Genomic DNA, 17,531 nt, shown 5'->3' on the forward strand with positions numbered 1-17,531 from the left:
CGCTATGGCCAGGGTGGCTCACAGGCTCGCTTGCGCTTAACATGGCGCCATGAGCAACGATACTTCCCTCGCGGGTTTCATCCGCGGGCTGCCCAAGGCGGAGCTGCATCTGCATATAGAGGGCACGCTCGAACCAGAACTGATCTTCGCCCTCGCCCGGCGAAATGGGATCGCCCTGCCCTATGCATCGGTGGATACGCTGCGGGCAGCCTACCGCTTCAAAGACCTTCAATCCTTCCTGGACCTCTACTACGCGGGCGCCAGCGTACTCGTCACCGAGGATGACTTCGAGGCCATGACACAGGCCTATCTGGAACGCGCACAGGCCGATGGCGTCATGCATGCGGAAATCATGTTCGACCCGCAGACCCATACGGCGCGGGGCGTCGCCATGGAGACGATTTTTGCCGGAATGGCCCGCGCGATGCGCCGCATGCGCGAATCCGCAGGGCTGAGCAGCCGCCTGCTGCTGAGCTTTCTGCGCCATCTGACCGAGCAGGAAGCGATGCAAACACTTGAACAGGCTCTCCCTCTGCGGGAACGCTACGATGACCTATGGGTAGGCATTGGGCTGGATTCGTCCGAACGGGGCAACCCGCCCGAAAAATTCGTGCGTGTCTTCGAACGGGCTAGAGGCCTGGGCTTTAGACTGGTGGCGCATGCGGGGGAGGAAGGGCCAGCCTCTTATGTCCGCAATGCACTGGACATGCTGCATGTCGAGCGCATTGACCATGGCGTGGCCAGTGAGCAGGATCCTGCGCTCATGCAGCGACTGGTGCGAGCGCAGATACCGCTGACGGTCTGTCCGCTATCCAACTTGAAATTATGCGTGTTTCCCGATCTGGCGCAGCATAATCTGGCCCGCATGCTACGCCTCGGCGCCATGGTCACGGTGAACTCGGACGATCCCGCCTATTTTGGCGGCTATGTCGGGGACAATTATCTCGCCTGCGCGCATGCCCTGGGCCTGACGCGGGCGGAACTTGCCGGGTTGGCCCGTAACAGCATTGCTGCGTCATTCCTGGATGACAAGGACAAGCAGCGATGGCTGCATCAGCTTGATGCCTTGATCAAGGAAATTTAGTGGCGGCCACACGCCAGAGTCGGGCCAATCCCTCCGCCGCCCCGCAAACTCGCTTCTTGAAGAAAATCCCGGACAGCGGGACAAGCCGCCGACCGGGATCGGATGCATTCTGCGCCGCACGCGTTTTGCGCATGCGGCGTGTATCAGGCTGCCTGGATAGACTTGGCCTGCGGACCCTTCTGGCCCTCTGCCACGACAAAGGTCACACGCTGGTTTTCTTCCAGCGACTTGAACCCCGTGCCGATGATGTCGCTGTGATGGGCGAACAGGTCTTTGCCGCCATTATCAGGCTTGATGAAGCCGTAGCCCTTTTCGTTGTTGAACCACTTTACAATGCCAGTTTCCGTTTGCATTTTTACAATCCCTTGAATTGAACACGAGCTGCCGCCCAGAAAATGACCGTCAAGCTGTAGGATTGGAGCAAAAAAGCACGGAGAGCCTATATGGCCGAAACGCTGGATTTTTGTACTAATCACGAACCTGAAAATCAGGCTGGCATACTATAGCCAAGCTGTCTGCACGTCAATACACGAAGCAAAGTGAAACTTTCACCCCTGCCCCGCGCCTTTTACGACCGGGATACACAACTGGTGGCCCGGGACCTGCTGGGCAAACTACTGGTGCATCGCACCACGAACGGCGCCGAACGCATCGGCCGCATTGTCGAGGTGGAGGCCTACCTGGGTCCGCACGACCTGGCCGCCCATACCTCCAAGGGTAATACACCCCGCACGCGCGTCATGTTCGGCCCGCCTGGCCACGCCTACATCTATCTCATTTACGGCATGCATCACTGCATGAACGTCGTCACCGAACCCGACGGTACAGGTGCCGCCGTGCTGCTGCGCGCACTGGAGCCAGTATCGGGGCTGGATCCGAATACACGCGGTCCGGGGCGGCTTTGCAAAGCGATGGGCATAGACCGCTCGCACTACGGCGCCGATCTGTGTGGGCCCGAGCTGTTTCTGACGCGGGATCCACAGCCTCGGCCGCCGCTTGAAATAGCAAACAGCCCGCGTATCGGCGTGGATTATGCCGGCGAATGGGCAAAATGCCCCCTGCGCTTCTATATTCAGGGCAATGCCTATGTGTCGCGCGTACCGGGGCCAAGCCGCAGACAACAGAAAAAAAACATGTTATAGTTACGCCTCTTTTGCGGCTGTAGCTCAGTTGGATAGAGTACTTGGCTACGAACCAAGGGGTCGTGGGTTCGAATCCTGCCAGCCGCGCCAGAATACGGGCGTCCCGAGAGGGGCGCCCTTTTGGTTTGTGCTATAGAAACGGCTTTGTACTATAGAAAATCGACTTATACCAACGGGAACGCCCGGAAAAACCGGCCACCTGTGATCGGGGGCGACACCAAAAGTAGCGGATATCTTGCAATTATTGCGCACGCCGCGCACTGCCTGGCGCAGCCCCCGCTTCGATCTGTCTTTACGATGCTGCTCCCATTACGCTATACCCTTCAGTGGTGTGACTTCTTCCGGCCGCCGCCGATAAATTGCCTCTGTCGTGCGGGCGTCAGCGTGAGCCAGCAGCGCCCGGGCGTGCTCCAGCGTCTTGGCGTCCGATGCGCACTTGGCGCGCAAGTCGTGTTCCGTGAACGACTCCGACACCTTGGTTTCGGCCAAAACGCGCGCCATAAACCGCTGCCACATGCTATCCCAGCCGCTGGCCTTACCGTCTTCCTCATTGATGTACCCTTCGCCGAATCTGTTACAAAATAAGAACGAAGACAACGCCGGCCTGACGAATAGCGCCATTTGATACGCCGCGCGTAGTTCGGGCGTCCATTTGTACACGGTGCGCTTGCCGCTACTTTCTGCGGTCTTGTGCCGCTGCACGTGAATGCCGTCGTCCTTGATATGCTTGCCCTGCTCCAAGCGCAACAGGTCGGAACGGGCCATACCGGTCATCAGCTTGATACGAATGTACGCCTGGATGGCCAGCACACTGCCCTTCTTGCGGCGCGACGCCATAGCCAGGACCTCGACCACTTCCCAGTCTTCAATATAGCGGTCGCGGTGGCCCGCGCCTTCCAGTTCTAGCTCACCTTTGAATGGGTGTTGGTCTATGTACCCCCAAGCAACCGCCTTGGTGAAGGCGTGCGACAGCAGCTCCTTCTCCCGTAGCGCGGTGGTGGGACCGCCGGTAATCTTCTTGCGTTCCTTGCCGGTTTTTTCGTCCGTGATGATTTCGGTTTTCTTTTTGCTGCGTTGGTCCACGTACCGATACACCAGCACCGGTTTCATGGACGTCAGCGCCATGCAGCCGAACACCTTGCGAAGTTGGCGTATCCAAATGGCTTGTTGCTCATGCGTGCTGACGGCCTTGGTTGGCACGACTTCCAGTGCGTACCGGTCCAGCAGGTCGCCGATGGTGCGCACACCAATCTGGTTGTCCAGGCGGGCGGCCCATGTCTTGTACGCCTCAGGTAGCGTTTTGCCCAAACGAAAGGTTTTCCTTCCGTCCCATTGAGCTTCCCGCCCCGGCGGAACTTGGTAGTAGTACGCCTTGTGGGTGTACCGCCAGCGGTCAGGCAAACCTCGATTTTCTGAGTTCCGCTTTCTTATCATATTGCGCTCCAATCCGGCTCGACCTCTTTTGGTCTGCGCGCTGATCCATGCAAAACACCGAACACTTGGCGCACATGCTCACGGAGTACCGCTACCGTATTATCCGCCCGAACCCTGTGTTCGATTCCCATAAATCGCAGCGCCCGTATTTGCGCATCAGAGCGGCTTCGTCGCGTGAGGTTTTTAACTTCCTCGGGACTTAGAAATATATCTTCGTTCATAACGTGACTTTCTCCAACTGGCGGGCCGCCTCCATCATCATCTCCACCCGCCGCTCCAAACCTCGCACCCGATTGCCCAGGATGCCGGTAGGCGTATGGGTGCAGATATCCATGCCCGATGCCAGATGCACCAGTTCATGCAGCAGACCATCATCGGCCACGGCCTCTTGCGCACCGTCTCCGATCAGGTGATAGCAGAGCATGGCCCCGTGCAGGCAGCCAAGGTAATCGCAGCGGGCCCAGCACTCGTACGGCGATTGTCCCGGTGGCCAGCCGTCGAAATGGTAGGTGTGGCCGCTTTCGGTCACGTATTGCATTTGCCACTCCCTGTCCTGTAAATCTCCACAAGCTCGTACACAGTCACCGGCTTGGTCTGCTCGCGTTCATGGGCAATTTTCATGATGGCTTCCAGCACTGACTCGCGCTCACCGACGCATGTGGCCACGGTTGTATGCTCTTGATGTATTACCATGGTGGTCATGATGGGTCCTTGGTGGGCTGGTAGCGGGCGAGCATGGCCTCTACCTCAAGGATGCATTCGCTCTTGGTGAGGCTGTACGGGTTGCTGTTCAGCCGGCGGATAACGTCAAGCAGCGCCTCTCGTCGGGCCTCGTCCGGAGCGCTGGGCTGGGCGGTAACGGGGGCGGCGTAGAGCGGAACAATCGCTGGTCGCTTTGCGTCGAGCTTTGCGAGCGACATTACCTTGCTCACGTACTTTTCAGCAGCTTCATGGGTTTCAAACATGTACAGGCCGGCGCGTATTGGCGCGACACCGACATTATCGGCGTCCCATGTAACCCACCAACATACCGGCTCCGCATCACTCTCCACCTTCACCGGCTCAGCTGGCATGAATGCGCCCGGCCACGTTGCATGCAGACGCTGGGCAATTTCTTCCAGCGAGTATTTCTTATCGGGCCAGTTGTCGGAGATGTAGTCTGCAAGCCTATCCAGATTCAGCTTTTCATCTTCCGGCTCGGCGGGTTGTGGTGCGTTCCGATAGAGTGGGAAGAATCTCGTGTCGTGCGGGTCGCTAAAAACAATGTCGTAGCAACGTCCGTCAGCGTGCGCTTCGGCTCCTGGGCGCGGACGATACCAAAGGAAAGGCTTGGCGGGTTGTGGGGCTGCACTGATGGGCTGACCCAAACTCCAGAGGAACATGCAGAAATTGGCTACGTCGCGGGGGTCACCCTTCTCGACGTGGGCGCGCAACATTGTGGACAAGTCCTTTGGGTCACACTCATGCCAACCATGCCGACCTTTGGCGCGGGCCTGAGCAAGTTTTTCTTTCATAGCTGCCGCGAAGTGGTCGACCGCATCGTCGTCGGTGTGTGCGTTCGTCACCGGCTCGGTGGGTTGTGCGTCAACGGGGGTGCGATAAACCGGCACATCGAAACCGTATTTTGCGGCCGCTTCTGGCGTACCCTTGGCGTGCAGCATCATGGAGTCAGTACGTTCATTCAAGGGAGAATCGCTGCCTGGGTGCCCCAATTTGCGGAGTTGATCGCTACGTAGCCATGCCACCGGCTCGGCGGGTTGTGGGGCAAAATCTGTCCACCAGTCGAATGCCGAAAGCAAGTCATGTGCGGTGAGCAGGTACTTATCATCATCACTCGCTTCGTCTCCACCTGTCATGCTGATGAAATGAGTGTCGATAAAGTCTCGAATTTCTTTGGCGTTTCTTGGCCACGCCACCGGCTCACTCCGCCCCTTGCGATCATGCTCGATGGCGGCTTCCAGATCCTTGGCGAGTGACACGTTCTGCCCGGTCGCTTTCAGTGCCGCAAGGACTTCGGGCATCAGCCTCATAATGTTGTGAGTGTTCATTTCCTTTCCCCCTCAATGCGGCGGCGGGCGTGGGCCATCACTGAGTCAAACGCAGCGCGCCGATTGTCCAGAAAGAATCCGGTTGTGTCGAAAACAGCATCCTTGTAGGCCAGCACAAGGCGCTCATGCTCCTTCAGCCACTCATCCGCAGGCATGGCGCTCTGCACCGGCGCAAGCTGGACGGCTACGTGCGGGGCATCGTTCGGCCAGCAGTTGTCATATTCGTCGACAAGGTTTTTGGCGTCAGCTTCGTTTTGACATAGGGTTGCCATCCCTCGGCGGCCTACTACATACCAGCGGGACGGAATGTTATTGGTTGTCATAGACTGTCTCCAAGGCATTCGGGGCACGGCAATAAGTAATCGCACCAAGGGTCACGACCGTCGCCGTGACAGCGCGGGCATACTGGCTCGTCGTCGTAGCCGTCGTCATCAAGATCGTCCGGCACGGCATTATTGGTTGTCATGATTCAATCCTTTTTAATAGCTCACTAACCCGATCTTTATTGCGGGGCTCGTCCAACAGTTCGGCGGCTTGTTTTGCCTGCTGTCCGAGCCGATGCAAATCTTCCGGCACGCCATCTTCTCCATGCGCCGCCATCATCCGCTCTCGGTGCTGAAAAATGCCTAACGCGAGCGCAGCCAGCGCAATGGCAAACTCCCGTGCCCGTCGGTTTTCGCGCTGTAGTTCACGATCAAGCAGGAATACGTCCGACTTCATGCGCTCGACCTCATCCTCGGAAGGCGGGCAGTTGCACATCTTGGGCCAGTGCCGCCAGCAAACGTCCGTGAAGACGCTCATGATTGCTCCTGTGAAAGGGCGGCATCAGCTAAATCTAGAATCGCAGCTACGGTGCGCGTTTCCCCGTGTATGGTTATGTCTCCGGCCTCACGGATTGGCTCTGCCATTCGGCAAGCGGCCTGTAATGTGGCGGCATTCCACTGCAAAGCCTCCCGCAACCTCGCAATCTCCACATCCCTCGGGTCAGGCCCGCGCAGTGCTTCCATTCCCCGGTTGCGCTCGGGGTCGTTGTGGTCGTGGGTCATCAGTAATGCCTCTCATTTTCCTGACGTTCATAGCCTTTGGCCATGCACCACAACACAAGAGCAAGCGCAATCAGAACTGTGGCAAGAGCAATGAGGATCGCTGTCATGGCTCTATCCTCGCTGTGAAGGTTGTGGCGCTCATGCTCTGCGCCAACTGCTCGGGGGCGGCGATATAGCTGCACACGCCTTGATGGCGCAGAGCGGCGCCCACTGTTTCGTTCAAACTGCAGAGCGTATCGATGGCAGCCTGCTGCAATTTGGCCGATAGCGCTGGATTGACTGCATAGACGGTGGAGGCGGCTTGCATGGTGCGCTCGAACCCGCGCAGGATCGCGCACTGTTCGTCGCGCACAGGCGTGGCGCCCTGAACGCCAACACCGATAATCGAAACACCACCGCCGGCGGACACCATGCAGTTATCCGATGAAAAGCTGCCGAATAGCCCGAGGCTGCCCATCTGCGGCGCGGATTTAATTGTTTGCGTCCCGGATCCGCTGGACTGAAACGTGATGTTTTGTGCGTTGCCTGCGTTCTGGGCAGCGGCGTTCGCCACCGATTCAGTTTTACTGGTGGCGGTTTGCGCCTGTGCCGCGCTCGCTGCTACGATGGCCGTAGCAATAAAGAGTGCTCGCATAGTGTCTCCTTTGTTGTCAGGGCCGGGAAGTGAGGTCCCGGCCCGCCTGATTAAAGACCCGCTACGCCCGCGATGCCGCCCACGGCGAGAAACCCGCCGATCTGCCCGACCTCAAAACTGGCTTTGCCCTTGGCGCTATTGATGCTCTGCGCTTGAGCGATGGAGCCGTTCTGGATCAGGCCATCAGCATTGAGCGCGGCCTGATCGGTGACGCCAACCGTGGCGATGTTGGCGTACTGACTGGTCGAGGTGCCGACCGTTGCCGTGGTGGGCGTGACGATGCCGCCGATTGTCGCCAGGCCGCCGGAGTTGGCCACTGACGACTGGAAGCTATAACCAGTGCCGGCCACTTGGCCAACGGCCACGGCAGCGCCTTCGGTTGCTGATTTAGCGGTGCCAGATGCATCGGCGGTCCAACCCTGCGTCACGCCGCCAACAGCGATACCGCCGGCAACACCGCCGCCGTTATTACTGTTGTGGCCATTTCCGTGCGCGAACGCGAAAGGCGTTAGAAAAGCGAAAACTACTGTTGCAATGAGAGACTTCATTTAATGCTCCTGTTGAGTGCGTGCCTGTGTCCGACAGGCGGCGGTAAATCATGCGAGGTCTTCCCTGCTTTGGGCGGGATGGCCGCGCTTGTACGCCTTAGTGAAATGAGTTGCCACGCAGTGCCCGCGCCGGCGCGCTGCATTGGCTATCCGCGCGCGGTCGTTTCGTGCGCTGGCGTGGCGCATCAGACCCATATAGCTGTTGGCGGTGGCGAGCGTCTGCTCGGGCGGTACTGTCTCCATCCGGGCCAGAGCCGTGCGCACTGAGCGGCGGCGCACTTCCCGGCGCCATGGCTTGATGACGTAGCCTGCGAAATCCACGCCGCGAGCAATGGGTTGAATGACGGTTTTGCGTGGGTTGAGCGCCAAGCCCAGTCCGGGAAGATGTCGCTCGATGCTGTCCAGCGCGCCAAGCAGCCAGCCTGGAGACTCGCTCAGAAGCACGATATCGTCCACGTACCTAACGTAATGCCGTGCGCGCACATGGTGCTTCACATGCTGGTCGAGGCTGTCCAGCAGCACATTGGCGAAAAACTGACTGGATAGGTTGCCGATGGGCAGCCCGTGATACTCGGGCGCCTCCATGAGTCGCTTGTGGCGCGGGACAGTCTTGAGCAGAGCCTTCGAGCCACGGACCTCCACGTTCTCACGCGGATCGTGAAACAGGATGAGCGCAGCCAGGTTGCGCCACCAATCCTCGGGTATCAGCTCGGCCAGCCTGAACCACACCAGGCGCTTATCGATACTAACGAAGAAATTGGCCAGGTCCGCCTTGAGAAAATAGCCGGCACGACTCCAGTTTTGCGTCTGACTGCGGATCTTCGCTTCCAGGCGCTTAGCGGCGTAGAGTGTGCCTCTGCCTGGAATGCACGCGCAGCTATCGGCAATGAAGCGGGCCTGAAACCGGGCGGCAATACGGTTGTACAGAAGATGATGGACGATTCGGTCCCGAAACTGTGCCGCCCACACCTCGCGCGGTTTAGGGCGCGTGATGACAAAGCAGATGGATTTTCCAGGCCTGTAGGAGCCGTCCAGCAGCTGCTCATGCAGTGCGGACAGGTTTTGCTCCAGGCGCTGCTCGAAACGCAACGCGCTATCGGTGGTGCGCTTGTGGCGCCGGCAATCGAAATATGCCTGCACCAATTCTGGGAATGTAGGGCTTGTATCCATAATAAAACACGGTCTGATTTGCGGAAGGGACGAACCCGAAACTCGTTGTTCTTGTTCCAGTTGTTGACGTTGCCGTTCTCGAAGTCGATGGCCCAGGCGTTGTTCTCCGAGTACTGCGAGGAATCACGCTATTCACATCGCCCGAACGAGGCTGGCGGCTTCATCCGGGTAACTGCGCCGGATCAGCGCAGCCACTGCTGCCGATATCCGTGATGCGCCTATCGGTGGCCTTGTGAGCCAGCGGCGTGACCAGATCAAATGGCGCATTGGCCCTGCCGCCGTGACGACGGGGCGGCAAGCGCTCGTTCCGTGTGCTTTAACCATGCGGTTGCCTGTTTACCTATGCTGTCCGTCAGAGCAATTGCCTGGCCGTATTGCCCCTTGGATATGAGACGCAGATCCATCGCCAGACGAACAGCGAGGTTGACCGCCTCAATCTCCGTGCGCATGCGCGCAAGCGGGCCTCGTCTGTCCTCGGTGGTATTGGCCTCATAGACACGCATCACAAGGCCGACCGACTGGCGGCGCAGTTCCTTGCCGAAATCGGCCTTGTAGTTTCTGGGCATGTTGGCCACCAATTTGGTGATCAACAGCGTCAGGTCATACGTTGCCTTGTAGATGCGGGTGTCTGTATGTAGGGCCATGGTCAGGCCGGGCTGCGCCCGGAAGCGTTAAAGCGATGAATCGATGATGCTGCGGAAGGGACGAACCCGAAACTCGTTGTACTTGTGCCAGTTGCCGACGTTGCCGTTCTCGAAGCCGAAGGCCCAGGCGAGGTACTCCGAGTACTGCGCGCTGGTCCAGTACCAGTCCTCTTTGTCGAACTGACCAGGGACGTTGATATAGGCCAGCATGAGTTCGCGCTGATCAGGTACACGCCAATCGTTGTGGCCATTGATTTCGCCCTTGGCCTGGACGGCCTCGGCGGCGTTGCGAAACGTCACGTCCTCGATATCGAACTGGACGCCACCGGGTTCAACCAGGTGATGCAGCTGTCCATCTTTCATGAGACTGCCCACGTAGGTACCGCCCTGCTCTGGCCAAGGCTGGCCGATGGCTGGAATTTGGGTTTCTGTCGCTGCTGTCATTGCTATGGCTCCTATCGGGCTTCGCCCGATTAAATGGGTGAAGGGATCAATAGGTAAATCTGCGGAAGGGACGAACCCGAAACTCGTAGCTCTTGCTCCAGCGGTTGACGTCGCCGTAGTCGAAGTCGATGGCCCAGGCGGTGCCCTCCGAGTACTGCGAGCTGGTCCAGTACATGATCTTTTGAAATAGGTGTGCCACGTTGGCCTGGGCGATCTGAAGCTCACGCTTAGCCGGCAGATACCAGTCTGCATGCCCGCCCGCGTCGTGATCAGATGCCACCTTCGCTGCCGGATGCTCGTTGCCGCGCAACGCATTGGTATTGCACAGCCATCCCAGGTGCTGCCAGCGCCGTCCACGGAGGTGCCATACCGGCCCCATTCGCACGGGCCCAAATCGGCCTCGGCCACGACGAGCCCGTAGACAACTCCGTCGTCTCCGAGGATATCGCCAGCGAAGAAGCCGCCCTCGCTCTCAATAAATTGCCCGATCTTGTAACGTGGTACTGCACCAGCAGCTCTGGACTGCAGCTGATCTATCAACTGCTTGACTGCGCTATCGACTGGCAGCGCCACGCTACTGCCGGCGCCCAGGTTGAATTGAATGGTGTTCATGAGTCCTCGCTTTGGTGAGAATTAAAGGGTGTTGCCTGTACCGCGGACGGCTCGATACGCCAGCCCACGCTTTTCGATGTATCCGGCCTGCACAGCCGCAGCACAAGCGCCAGCTGGCCAGCCACCGGTATCGATGTCGCGCCGCTCTATGGCCTCAAGCAGATCCTCCCAAGACATCCAGCCGTCACCAGGGGCGCGCAGCAGGATGTTGCGTATCTGGATCCAAACAACTGGCGACTGGGCGCGCAAGCTCATGCCGACCTCCGTATTTGGGCTTCGTGGGTGAAGTTGGCCGCGATGAGAGCCTTGGCCACCGGAGGGCAAACACTGTTGCCACACATGCGCACCTGGGCTGACTTGGATAGCGGGATTCGCGGCAGCTTGCTCGGGTCACCGTCCACCTGGCGCCCGTCCACGAAAAGGACGGAAGGATCTGGAATCTCGTCAATGACATAGTTCTCCGGGAACCCCTGGGCTCGATATAATTCGCGCGGGGTCAGCATGCGCAAGGTGATATCGACCAGCACCCAATTTCCAACCAGGATGATGTCGGCAGGTTCCGGAAAATGCTCGGGGAGGTGCTGATGCATGAGGGCCGCACATGCTTTGGCGCGCTCGAGCTGGCCAGCGTCCAATAGATCGGCAGATACCTGGATAGTCTGCACGACGCCCATGCGGGCCTTGGTGGTCAGTGTGTGCATGGGCTCATTAGCGCCCTGCCACTGCCCTCCTTCGCTGTAATACTTAACAAAATAAGCGGTTACCAGGCGCTGATTGCTACCCGATGCGGTAATGGTGGACACGGGGACGCTGACAGCACGACCGTCTCCGTCATAGAAGCCACCATTGGCCTGCTCCATAAAAGCCGTGACCAGGGCCTGTTCGCCCCTGTGGGCGCCGGTGACAGTGCGCAGTGGCTCGGACGCCGAATTGCCGGACCTGATGCCATGATGTGTCAAGTGCGTTAGATGGGCGGCAACAAGAGCGTGTTTGTTTGCTGCCACCACGGTGCCCAGAGATTGATCAATGTCCTGCGCGCGCGCCTTCTGCCCTGCCCTTTCACCGTAGCCGATGGTGATCAGGTTGGCTGCGACCAGCGCATGATGCGTGCCGCCAGCGGAGACTGTCGAAAGAGGCGCCCGAGTATCATCCCCCTGTAGATGGCTTTCACTGGTACCGCGCAAGGGGGCGATGAACGGCTCAAGGAGGGGCTGAGCGATGCATGCATCTGCCTTGGCGGTGACCGTCTGGGCCGGGCGGGAAACGGGCCGAGATGGGGACTGGCCCATGCGGCCACCGACGCCCACAATGAAGGGCTGTGGATTGTTCAGCACGTACCGCCATGCGCCCTTTGCCACGCGCCGCATGGTGTTCTGCGCGAGGGGGCGCGCCCGCCCAAAGATGGAGCGCGCAGGCAGGGAAAAATCAATGCATTCGGAGGCTGTACGGAACGGCAGAAGCTTTCCGGCAATGACAGCGGCTGAGGTGGGCTCGCCGTTGGTCGGCTCCGGCCAGACGATGGGCAGGCCGTCTCGGCGCGCGACCATAAAGAAGCGCCGGCGGATGGTGGGCGTGTCATGATCGCAAGCGCGCAACTCCGTCCAATCCAGCGTGTAGCCATGCTCACGCAGCTGGCGTACGAAGCTTTTGAAGGTGCGGCCCTTGCGCAGCGGATCCGGCCTGGCCTTGCCGTCCTCTCCGATAATCAGCGGGCCCCATGTCCGGAATTCCTCGACGTTCTCCAGCGCGATGACGCGGGGGCGGCACTTTGCTACCCAGCGCATTGCCACCCAGGCAAGACCCCGAATATGCTTTTCGACCGGCGTGCCGCCCTTGGCCTTGCTGAAATGTTTGCAATCGGGCGAAAGCCATACCAGTCCCACAGGCTGATTGCCAGTCACAGCTATAGGATCGACGTCCCAGACTGACTCGCATAGATGCCGGGTATAGGGGTGGTTAAGCGCATGCATGGCCAGCGCTTCAGGGTCGTGATTGATGGCAATATCAACCGGGCGCCCGAAAGCCTCTTCCAGACCCTCGCTGGTGCCGCCGCCGCCCGCGAAATTATCAATGATGAGCTCGTCCGGAATGGCCAGATCAAGCTGTCTGCGATCAGCAATATGGGGGCGCATCAGTCACTACCTCCAAAGAGCGCGTCGAAGATCGCGGCAATGAGTTCGCCGATATCAGCCCAGATCACTATCCATCTCCCCGCCAAGCGCGGCCACAATGTCATTGATGAGGCTGGCCAATTCGCCTGTCATGAGAGCAAAATCACCCTCCCAGGCTTCAATGGCGTTGCGCTCGCTGCCCTGCCCTTCCTTGAGTATGTCCAGTGCTGCTATACGGTTGATGGTCAAATCCGCCGTCAAAATAAAAGAGACGCGATCAGACCAGGTCAACGCCAGGCGCGTGCACTGTTTACCGGATTGAATGTGCTGGTGAACTTCTTGCGGCTCCACGGACACATGCTGGTAGCGCACTTTTGCACGCGCCTGGCCGAGAGACTTGAGCTCGGTATCCTGATCGATGGAGAAGATCTCGGGGGCGGCATCCTCGCACAGCCAATTGGTCATAACCGCAGCGGGGGCCTGATTGACCTGCAGCATGAGCAGCGGAAATGGGCCGATGGCCTTGCCGAGCATGCCCAGGACGACGTCAGCCCGGTGCGCCGCGGCAGTATCGATTACGGCCAGACGGTTTCGCGTGTCGATCCAGACCTGCGTGTCGGTTTCGGTGAAAAATGCCTTAGGCAGCAACTCATCGGTGATCTGTTCCTTGATCTCGCGCATCTGCCTGCGCCCCGGCATAAAACCTTGCTGCTGAGCGATTTCGCCCGCCCGGTCTCGGGCAGCGCGGTTTACGACCGACGCGGGCAAGAGTTTTTTTGCTGTTCTAAGGCATAGCAGGTACTGGCCATCCTGCGAATACACCAGCCCCAGATCCTCGCGCGGCGGCACCCATCCCATGGACTGCATTTCCTGCCCGCCAATGGGCCGGTAGCCAAACTGGGCCAGCTTCTGTTCGAGTTCGTCTGCTGACAGCGCAAAAGATGGTGCCAGACGGTAGATTTTTAGATTCTTGAACCACATGGCTCACCCCCAGATCCAGAGCGCAATGCGCAAGGTCGCCCATATGACGGCAACAGTGCCACCGACATAGAGAACCGCATCAATGACGGGAATCTTGGTGCTGTCTTTCGCCCAGGCACCAATACCGTCGTAACGACTGGCGCGGGGAAAGCGCAGAGTGAAGTTGGAATGGCTGCGGTCTATGCCACCAGGCCAGTTGGATGATTGCATTGCCTCTCCCGTCGTGTGGTGCGCCTTTCTATGCGCGACGAGAGAATATTAGGCTACGCCTTATTTTAAGTCAATAGGCATCGCCTAATTATTTTTTGATTTTTCGTTAGGCTATGCCGGCTTTTGTGTCTGGCAGTGTGGAACTGGCTAGCCTGCAGCGAACATCCAGCGCCTCAGAACTGCTTGTTGCTAGAAGGTCCCTGAACTGATCGGGAGGCAATACATTCAAAAACCAGTCGAATTGCTCATGCAGCACATAGCACAAGGTTTCATGCTGTTTGAGATCAGCGAGCAGCGCCTGATATGTATCCACGTCAATGCGAACATAATGCCCGTCGTCCTGCTGTCGGTCCGCACTGGCTATGGATTTATGTTGGCTACGGCGCATGCAATCACTCCTCTTTCCCATTCCATAACGGGATTGCTACGGTCATTATTTGGACGGTCGATCCAAATGCTGCTCTTTGTAGCCATATATTGCACTGTGTTTTTGTACAGTGCAAGTACACGCCAGCATAGCAACTGGGAAAACTACGCCAGAGTAGGCTCTCGGAACGAAGTCAGTGTTTTCCCTTATAAGCACACAATGAGATGAACTTGACTTATGCTTGGCGGCAAGCGATATCGCTCGTAAATATGTTTATTTTCAGCATGTTATGAATTGATGATGTATTACTACACAACCACCGCAGACCACGCGACAACAAAAAACCCGCCGAAGCGGGCTATCTCGATTATGTAAGCACCCAAACTAAGAAGATGAATCAATGGGAATAATCGATGAACGATGCTCACGAATTCGATCCGCAAATGAATCCAAAAGCGCTATTTCAGTACCCGCACTCATAACGTCAATCTTCTTGTGTGGTGCTGCCTTTAGCAGGTTGATAGCCTTGTGAAATGCTTCCGCCAAGTTAGGACTGCTAGGCGGCGTGGCCACATAATACAGAGCGAATTCTTCAGCCGAATCCCTGATTGCGGTTATCTCGCCAACGTGCTTGTGAGCTTTGTTTCTTATTGCATCACCGTCCGCTAGATCAAAAGAGACCGTTTCAATGCAATGCCAAACTCCATTTTTCCAGGCAAAAGGAAACTGAACTTCATCTATCTGGCCTTGAATCAATTTAGGTGCAAAATATCTGTCCAAGTGGCGATCTACCAAATTCTTGTGAAAACTTTGCCATGCATCCCGATCAGTGACGCGATTAGCTGGCCTTTTGCGATCGTATTTGCCACAGTACCGTTCATACAGATTTATGAATGTCGCCTCTAGATTTCTAGATAGGCCTGCAGCCACGGAACTCCATTGCAATGCGCTGTCATCTTTTGGGAAAAACTCATTGAGATACTCATCTAATGCGCTTGGCTTCAATCCCAAAACATAGCTATCGAACGCGCTGGACACTTGCTCCGCGCGCTTATTCACTACTCGCATTAACGCTCGGAAGTTCGCGAGCGTGTTCGAGTCCAATATCTCTCCGGCCAGCCCCAATGAACGTCGAAACTGGAACTTCAAAAAGTGCGTTGCAGGACAATACAACACGACTCCAGCCGTAAAAAATTCCTGGGTGGCCGTATCGTACATATAACGCAATGTGGCATAGAAATACTTTTCGCGTTTCATCGTAGCGCTCCTAATGCCCGCTCCACTACTTCATGTATGTTTGCTCTGGAGTCGAGGATGATGCCTCGAATGCGATCAGCCTCATGATTTTCAAGCTTCCACGATGGTGGAAGCGCCCTAAAATAAGCGTCCACACGCCCTTCGTCTATAGTATTCCAAGCATCTTCAAATCGGTTCAAATCGGCAGGGCAAGACGTAAGCCTTGGTTTCGCAAATATGTGCTGCTGTGGCTGTCTTCGTGAATCAAAACCGCCCTCAATCCACGGCGCTCTCCAAAAGAGTTCCTGGCTAAAGCACAACTCATGATCAATAATGGCAATTTCACTCCCCGAAAACATACAATTCGGATTTTCCGGACGCCTATCACCATTAATTACAATCGCGTCAAAGGTATAGATTTCAGCTGCAGTTTGGCAAAGCGCTTCAGGAACCGATTGATCCGTTCCCCAAACAGCGAAGCCCGTCGGCAATTGAGCAGAACCAAACGCAAACGTATCACTATTACTGAAGAGGTCCCTGATGATTGGTTCACGAATCGTTTCCACGAACTCGGGATCGACCTGAACGGCGAAAAATTCAGGCACGGGGAGATCCAAGTCCTTGGCAATCATTCCGCAAACTGCTTCCACAGCGAGATCCCGAACCCCTTGCATTGTTTTCGCTGAACATTTAACAACTGCGTCTACGTAAGTGCCATCCTCTCGCTCACAAGATATCAAGTTAGGGAGCGTTCGCCCTGTCTTCATAGATCTAATAAGACTAGCCGCAAGAACGTTGTCGAGCATTCTCAAATTCCAGTGAGCGCAATACCGTCAGTTACCGTGCTGATTGTTACGTATTGTATACAAATTTGCAAATTGGCCTCCTTTACACGGAAGCCGCAACGAGACTGTCTTCTATCGAGGTACTTCCAACTTAGGCTGGTCGGCACGGCGAACAACTCTGTCATTTGAGTATTCTTTACACGAACCAAGTGAGGCTACCGGCTTGCCTCGTTCACTTCCCATCCGCCAGGAGCACCCCATCCCCACGCGGACAGCCTAAAACGCACCAGTGTCGGTTGGCTTTCGTTCACGTCGATTGCCAATTCATCGTATGGTTCTGATGCTTTTGAGGTTGGTCCTGTTCCAATTAGCGCGCGCCCAACCGGCAGATATATTGTTAGGGCCTCGTCACCTGCAATTGTGGCGATCATCTCGCCATCGACATACACGCCAGTTCGATACATATGAAGGGGGCGGCCTTCCCGGATAATCGTTACCTGGCCAGTGCCATTTTTTTGAATCAACAGATCCGGCTGCAGCACATACTGCTCATTTACGCTAACAGCCTCGTTCACTGAGGGGACGCTGGCGCAACCCACAAGCAATGCCGTCATGGCCACTATGCATGATAAGCGAGCGCTCGAAATCAATAATGTCTCCCAATAGTGCTCACTGAGGAACGGCCTCCCCGTTGGACAAGGCCCGTGCCAGCTTGGTGTTCATGCCTCGTATCCAGCCCGGGATCAGAAAGGCATCAACTAGAACCCAAATGCCCACCGCTACCAGGATGGCCAATCCTATACCAATAGGAGCAGTGAGAAAGCCGATGATAGCCAGCACAGGGATTGCGATGGCGCTACCAGTTTTCCCAAGATAGAATCGATGGCCGCCGACAGCCCCTAGGAAAAACCAGAGCAGATATGTCACGCCCAGACTTTTCTTGTTGGCGTCATAGAACATTGTCTGTGTGGTTGGGTCCATATTGCTCCTCCCTGGGCAACCTTGATAATTTGTATTGAGTTTCTTAATTTGGTT

Annotated in this window: 26 protein-coding genes and 1 tRNA gene; 3 read left to right on the forward strand and 24 right to left on the reverse strand. The window is 57.0% G+C overall.

Features of this window, described 5'->3' with window-relative positions:
- The first annotated feature begins 49 nt into the window (after positions 1-49).
- On the forward strand, positions 50-1,084 hold the full coding sequence (locus ERD78_RS18595; RefSeq protein WP_129971399.1) for an adenosine deaminase: 1,035 nt from the start codon (positions 50-52) through the stop codon (positions 1,082-1,084).
- 143 nt (positions 1,085-1,227) lie between these two features.
- Here the strand turns inward: ERD78_RS18595 and ERD78_RS18600 are convergent, their stop codons facing one another.
- Entirely contained in the window at positions 1,228-1,437 is a 210-nt protein-coding gene (locus ERD78_RS18600; protein WP_129971400.1) for a cold-shock protein, read from the reverse strand.
- Between the two features lie 186 nt (positions 1,438-1,623).
- Here ERD78_RS18600 and ERD78_RS18605 point away from each other — a divergent pair, with 186 nt between their 5' ends.
- Both ERD78_RS18605 and ERD78_RS18610 read left to right on the forward strand, forming a co-directional pair.
- On the forward strand, positions 1,624-2,226 hold the full coding sequence (locus tag ERD78_RS18605; RefSeq protein ID WP_129971401.1) for a DNA-3-methyladenine glycosylase: 603 nt from the start codon (positions 1,624-1,626) through the stop codon (positions 2,224-2,226).
- Positions 2,227-2,239: 13 nt separating this feature from the next.
- A tRNA-Arg gene (locus tag ERD78_RS18610) sits at positions 2,240-2,316 on the forward strand.
- Positions 2,317-2,535: 219 nt separating this feature from the next.
- Here the strand turns inward: ERD78_RS18610 and ERD78_RS18615 are convergent.
- The 23 genes from ERD78_RS18615 to ERD78_RS18715 form a co-directional block, all read right to left on the reverse strand.
- Entirely contained in the window at positions 2,536-3,672 is a 1,137-nt protein-coding gene (locus tag ERD78_RS18615) for a site-specific integrase (protein WP_245152536.1), read from the reverse strand.
- Positions 3,657-3,881 (reverse strand): DUF4224 domain-containing protein, encoded by a 225-nt coding sequence (locus ERD78_RS18620; protein WP_129971402.1) that lies wholly within the window; start codon positions 3,879-3,881, stop codon positions 3,657-3,659. The genes ERD78_RS18615 and ERD78_RS18620 overlap by 16 nt, the downstream gene beginning before the upstream one ends.
- Positions 3,878-4,198, reverse strand: coding sequence for a hypothetical protein (locus ERD78_RS18625; protein WP_129971403.1), 321 nt, complete (start codon positions 4,196-4,198; stop codon positions 3,878-3,880). The genes ERD78_RS18620 and ERD78_RS18625 overlap by 4 nt, the downstream gene beginning before the upstream one ends.
- Positions 4,186-4,362, reverse strand: a complete 177-nt coding sequence (locus ERD78_RS19825) for a hypothetical protein (RefSeq protein ID WP_167668991.1) — start codon at positions 4,360-4,362, stop codon at positions 4,186-4,188. Before ERD78_RS19825 ends, ERD78_RS18625 begins: the two co-directional genes overlap by 13 nt.
- Positions 4,359-5,708, reverse strand: coding sequence for a hypothetical protein (locus tag ERD78_RS18630; protein ID WP_129971404.1), 1,350 nt, complete (start codon positions 5,706-5,708; stop codon positions 4,359-4,361). The genes ERD78_RS19825 and ERD78_RS18630 overlap by 4 nt, the downstream gene beginning before the upstream one ends.
- Complete coding sequence (locus tag ERD78_RS18635) at positions 5,705-6,031, reverse strand: hypothetical protein (RefSeq protein WP_129971405.1); 327 nt, start codon at positions 6,029-6,031, stop codon at positions 5,705-5,707. Before ERD78_RS18635 ends, ERD78_RS18630 begins: the two co-directional genes overlap by 4 nt.
- A complete protein-coding gene (locus tag ERD78_RS19830) occupies positions 6,028-6,174 on the reverse strand; it encodes a hypothetical protein (protein ID WP_167668992.1) in 147 nt (48 codons plus the stop codon). The genes ERD78_RS18635 and ERD78_RS19830 overlap by 4 nt, the downstream gene beginning before the upstream one ends.
- Positions 6,171-6,509: a hypothetical protein gene (locus ERD78_RS18640; protein ID WP_129971406.1), complete on the reverse strand. Its 339-nt coding sequence runs from the start codon at positions 6,507-6,509 to the stop codon at positions 6,171-6,173. The genes ERD78_RS19830 and ERD78_RS18640 overlap by 4 nt, the downstream gene beginning before the upstream one ends.
- Positions 6,510-6,857: 348 nt before the next feature.
- Positions 6,858-7,388, reverse strand: a complete 531-nt coding sequence (locus ERD78_RS18645) for a hypothetical protein (RefSeq protein WP_129971407.1) — start codon at positions 7,386-7,388, stop codon at positions 6,858-6,860.
- A gap of 50 nt (positions 7,389-7,438) precedes the next feature.
- Entirely contained in the window at positions 7,439-7,936 is a 498-nt protein-coding gene (locus ERD78_RS18650; RefSeq protein ID WP_129971408.1) for a hypothetical protein, read from the reverse strand.
- Between the two features lie 48 nt (positions 7,937-7,984).
- Positions 7,985-9,106 (reverse strand): RNA-directed DNA polymerase, encoded by a 1,122-nt coding sequence (locus ERD78_RS18655; RefSeq protein ID WP_129971409.1) that lies wholly within the window; start codon positions 9,104-9,106, stop codon positions 7,985-7,987.
- A 254-nt stretch (positions 9,107-9,360) separates the two neighbouring features.
- Positions 9,361-9,750 carry a four helix bundle protein gene (locus tag ERD78_RS18660; RefSeq protein WP_129971410.1) on the reverse strand — a complete coding sequence of 130 codons (390 nt, stop codon included), beginning with the start codon at positions 9,748-9,750 and terminating at the stop codon, positions 9,361-9,363.
- A 27-nt stretch (positions 9,751-9,777) separates the two neighbouring features.
- Entirely contained in the window at positions 9,778-10,194 is a 417-nt protein-coding gene (locus tag ERD78_RS18665) for an Lcl C-terminal domain-containing protein (protein WP_129971411.1), read from the reverse strand.
- A 46-nt stretch (positions 10,195-10,240) separates the two neighbouring features.
- On the reverse strand, positions 10,241-10,573 hold the full coding sequence (locus tag ERD78_RS18670; protein WP_129971412.1) for an Lcl domain-containing protein: 333 nt from the start codon (positions 10,571-10,573) through the stop codon (positions 10,241-10,243).
- A gap of 254 nt (positions 10,574-10,827) precedes the next feature.
- Positions 10,828-11,061, reverse strand: coding sequence for a hypothetical protein (locus ERD78_RS18675; protein ID WP_129971413.1), 234 nt, complete (start codon positions 11,059-11,061; stop codon positions 10,828-10,830).
- Entirely contained in the window at positions 11,058-12,938 is a 1,881-nt protein-coding gene (locus ERD78_RS18680; RefSeq protein ID WP_129971414.1) for a DNA cytosine methyltransferase, read from the reverse strand. The genes ERD78_RS18675 and ERD78_RS18680 overlap by 4 nt, the downstream gene beginning before the upstream one ends.
- A gap of 54 nt (positions 12,939-12,992) precedes the next feature.
- Positions 12,993-13,898 carry a recombination-associated protein RdgC gene (locus tag ERD78_RS18685; protein ID WP_129971415.1) on the reverse strand — a complete coding sequence of 302 codons (906 nt, stop codon included), beginning with the start codon at positions 13,896-13,898 and terminating at the stop codon, positions 12,993-12,995.
- Positions 13,899-13,901: 3 nt separating this feature from the next.
- On the reverse strand, positions 13,902-14,108 hold the full coding sequence (locus tag ERD78_RS18690; RefSeq protein ID WP_129971416.1) for a hypothetical protein: 207 nt from the start codon (positions 14,106-14,108) through the stop codon (positions 13,902-13,904).
- Between the two features lie 106 nt (positions 14,109-14,214).
- The gene (locus tag ERD78_RS18695; RefSeq protein ID WP_129971417.1) at positions 14,215-14,496 is read right to left on the reverse strand and encodes a hypothetical protein; all 282 of its coding nucleotides are present in this window, start codon (positions 14,494-14,496) and stop codon (positions 14,215-14,217) included.
- Between the two features lie 363 nt (positions 14,497-14,859).
- On the reverse strand, positions 14,860-15,732 hold the full coding sequence (locus tag ERD78_RS18700; RefSeq protein WP_129971418.1) for a DUF3037 domain-containing protein: 873 nt from the start codon (positions 15,730-15,732) through the stop codon (positions 14,860-14,862).
- Positions 15,729-16,517 carry a HipA family kinase gene (locus ERD78_RS18705; RefSeq protein WP_342365344.1) on the reverse strand — a complete coding sequence of 263 codons (789 nt, stop codon included), beginning with the start codon at positions 16,515-16,517 and terminating at the stop codon, positions 15,729-15,731. The genes ERD78_RS18700 and ERD78_RS18705 overlap by 4 nt, the downstream gene beginning before the upstream one ends.
- 194 nt (positions 16,518-16,711) lie before the next feature.
- The gene (locus ERD78_RS18710) at positions 16,712-17,110 is read right to left on the reverse strand and encodes a hypothetical protein (RefSeq protein WP_129971420.1); all 399 of its coding nucleotides are present in this window, start codon (positions 17,108-17,110) and stop codon (positions 16,712-16,714) included.
- 55 nt (positions 17,111-17,165) lie between these two features.
- Entirely contained in the window at positions 17,166-17,477 is a 312-nt protein-coding gene (locus tag ERD78_RS18715; protein WP_209020037.1) for a TM2 domain-containing protein, read from the reverse strand.
- Positions 17,478-17,531: the final 54 nt, after the last annotated feature.

The organism is Allopusillimonas soli (assembly GCF_004153445.1).
GTDB classification, from domain to species: Bacteria; Pseudomonadota; Gammaproteobacteria; order Burkholderiales; family Burkholderiaceae_B; genus Allopusillimonas; species Allopusillimonas soli.

Coding starts and splice junctions, on each gene's coding strand:
- ERD78_RS18595 (WP_129971399.1), top strand. CDS start 50: ATGAGCAACGATACTTCCCTCGCGGGTTTCATCCGCGGGCTGCCCAAG.
- ERD78_RS18600 (WP_129971400.1), bottom strand. CDS start 1,437: ATGCAAACGGAAACTGGCATTGTAAAGTGGTTCAACAACGAAAAGGGC.
- ERD78_RS18620 (WP_129971402.1), bottom strand. CDS start 3,881: ATGAACGAAGATATATTTCTAAGTCCCGAGGAAGTTAAAAACCTCACG.
- ERD78_RS18625 (WP_129971403.1), bottom strand. CDS start 4,198: ATGCAATACGTGACCGAAAGCGGCCACACCTACCATTTCGACGGCTGG.
- ERD78_RS19825 (WP_167668991.1), bottom strand. CDS start 4,362: ATGACCACCATGGTAATACATCAAGAGCATACAACCGTGGCCACATGC.
- ERD78_RS18630 (WP_129971404.1), bottom strand. CDS start 5,708: ATGAACACTCACAACATTATGAGGCTGATGCCCGAAGTCCTTGCGGCA.
- ERD78_RS18635 (WP_129971405.1), bottom strand. CDS start 6,031: ATGACAACCAATAACATTCCGTCCCGCTGGTATGTAGTAGGCCGCCGA.
- ERD78_RS19830 (WP_167668992.1), bottom strand. CDS start 6,174: ATGACAACCAATAATGCCGTGCCGGACGATCTTGATGACGACGGCTAC.
- ERD78_RS18640 (WP_129971406.1), bottom strand. CDS start 6,509: ATGAGCGTCTTCACGGACGTTTGCTGGCGGCACTGGCCCAAGATGTGC.
- ERD78_RS18645 (WP_129971407.1), bottom strand. CDS start 7,388: ATGCGAGCACTCTTTATTGCTACGGCCATCGTAGCAGCGAGCGCGGCA.
- ERD78_RS18650 (WP_129971408.1), bottom strand. CDS start 7,936: ATGAAGTCTCTCATTGCAACAGTAGTTTTCGCTTTTCTAACGCCTTTC.
- ERD78_RS18655 (WP_129971409.1), bottom strand. CDS start 9,106: ATGGATACAAGCCCTACATTCCCAGAATTGGTGCAGGCATATTTCGAT.
- ERD78_RS18660 (WP_129971410.1), bottom strand. CDS start 9,750: ATGGCCCTACATACAGACACCCGCATCTACAAGGCAACGTATGACCTG.
- ERD78_RS18665 (WP_129971411.1), bottom strand. CDS start 10,194: ATGACAGCAGCGACAGAAACCCAAATTCCAGCCATCGGCCAGCCTTGG.
- ERD78_RS18670 (WP_129971412.1), bottom strand. CDS start 10,573: ATGGGGCCGGTATGGCACCTCCGTGGACGGCGCTGGCAGCACCTGGGA.
- ERD78_RS18675 (WP_129971413.1), bottom strand. CDS start 11,061: ATGAGCTTGCGCGCCCAGTCGCCAGTTGTTTGGATCCAGATACGCAAC.
- ERD78_RS18680 (WP_129971414.1), bottom strand. CDS start 12,938: ATGCGCCCCCATATTGCTGATCGCAGACAGCTTGATCTGGCCATTCCG.
- ERD78_RS18685 (WP_129971415.1), bottom strand. CDS start 13,898: ATGTGGTTCAAGAATCTAAAAATCTACCGTCTGGCACCATCTTTTGCG.
- ERD78_RS18690 (WP_129971416.1), bottom strand. CDS start 14,108: ATGCAATCATCCAACTGGCCTGGTGGCATAGACCGCAGCCATTCCAAC.
- ERD78_RS18695 (WP_129971417.1), bottom strand. CDS start 14,496: ATGCGCCGTAGCCAACATAAATCCATAGCCAGTGCGGACCGACAGCAG.
- ERD78_RS18700 (WP_129971418.1), bottom strand. CDS start 15,732: ATGAAACGCGAAAAGTATTTCTATGCCACATTGCGTTATATGTACGAT.
- ERD78_RS18705 (WP_342365344.1), bottom strand. CDS start 16,517: ATGCTCGACAACGTTCTTGCGGCTAGTCTTATTAGATCTATGAAGACA.
- ERD78_RS18710 (WP_129971420.1), bottom strand. CDS start 17,110: ATGACGGCATTGCTTGTGGGTTGCGCCAGCGTCCCCTCAGTGAACGAG.
- ERD78_RS18715 (WP_209020037.1), bottom strand. CDS start 17,477: ATGGACCCAACCACACAGACAATGTTCTATGACGCCAACAAGAAAAGT.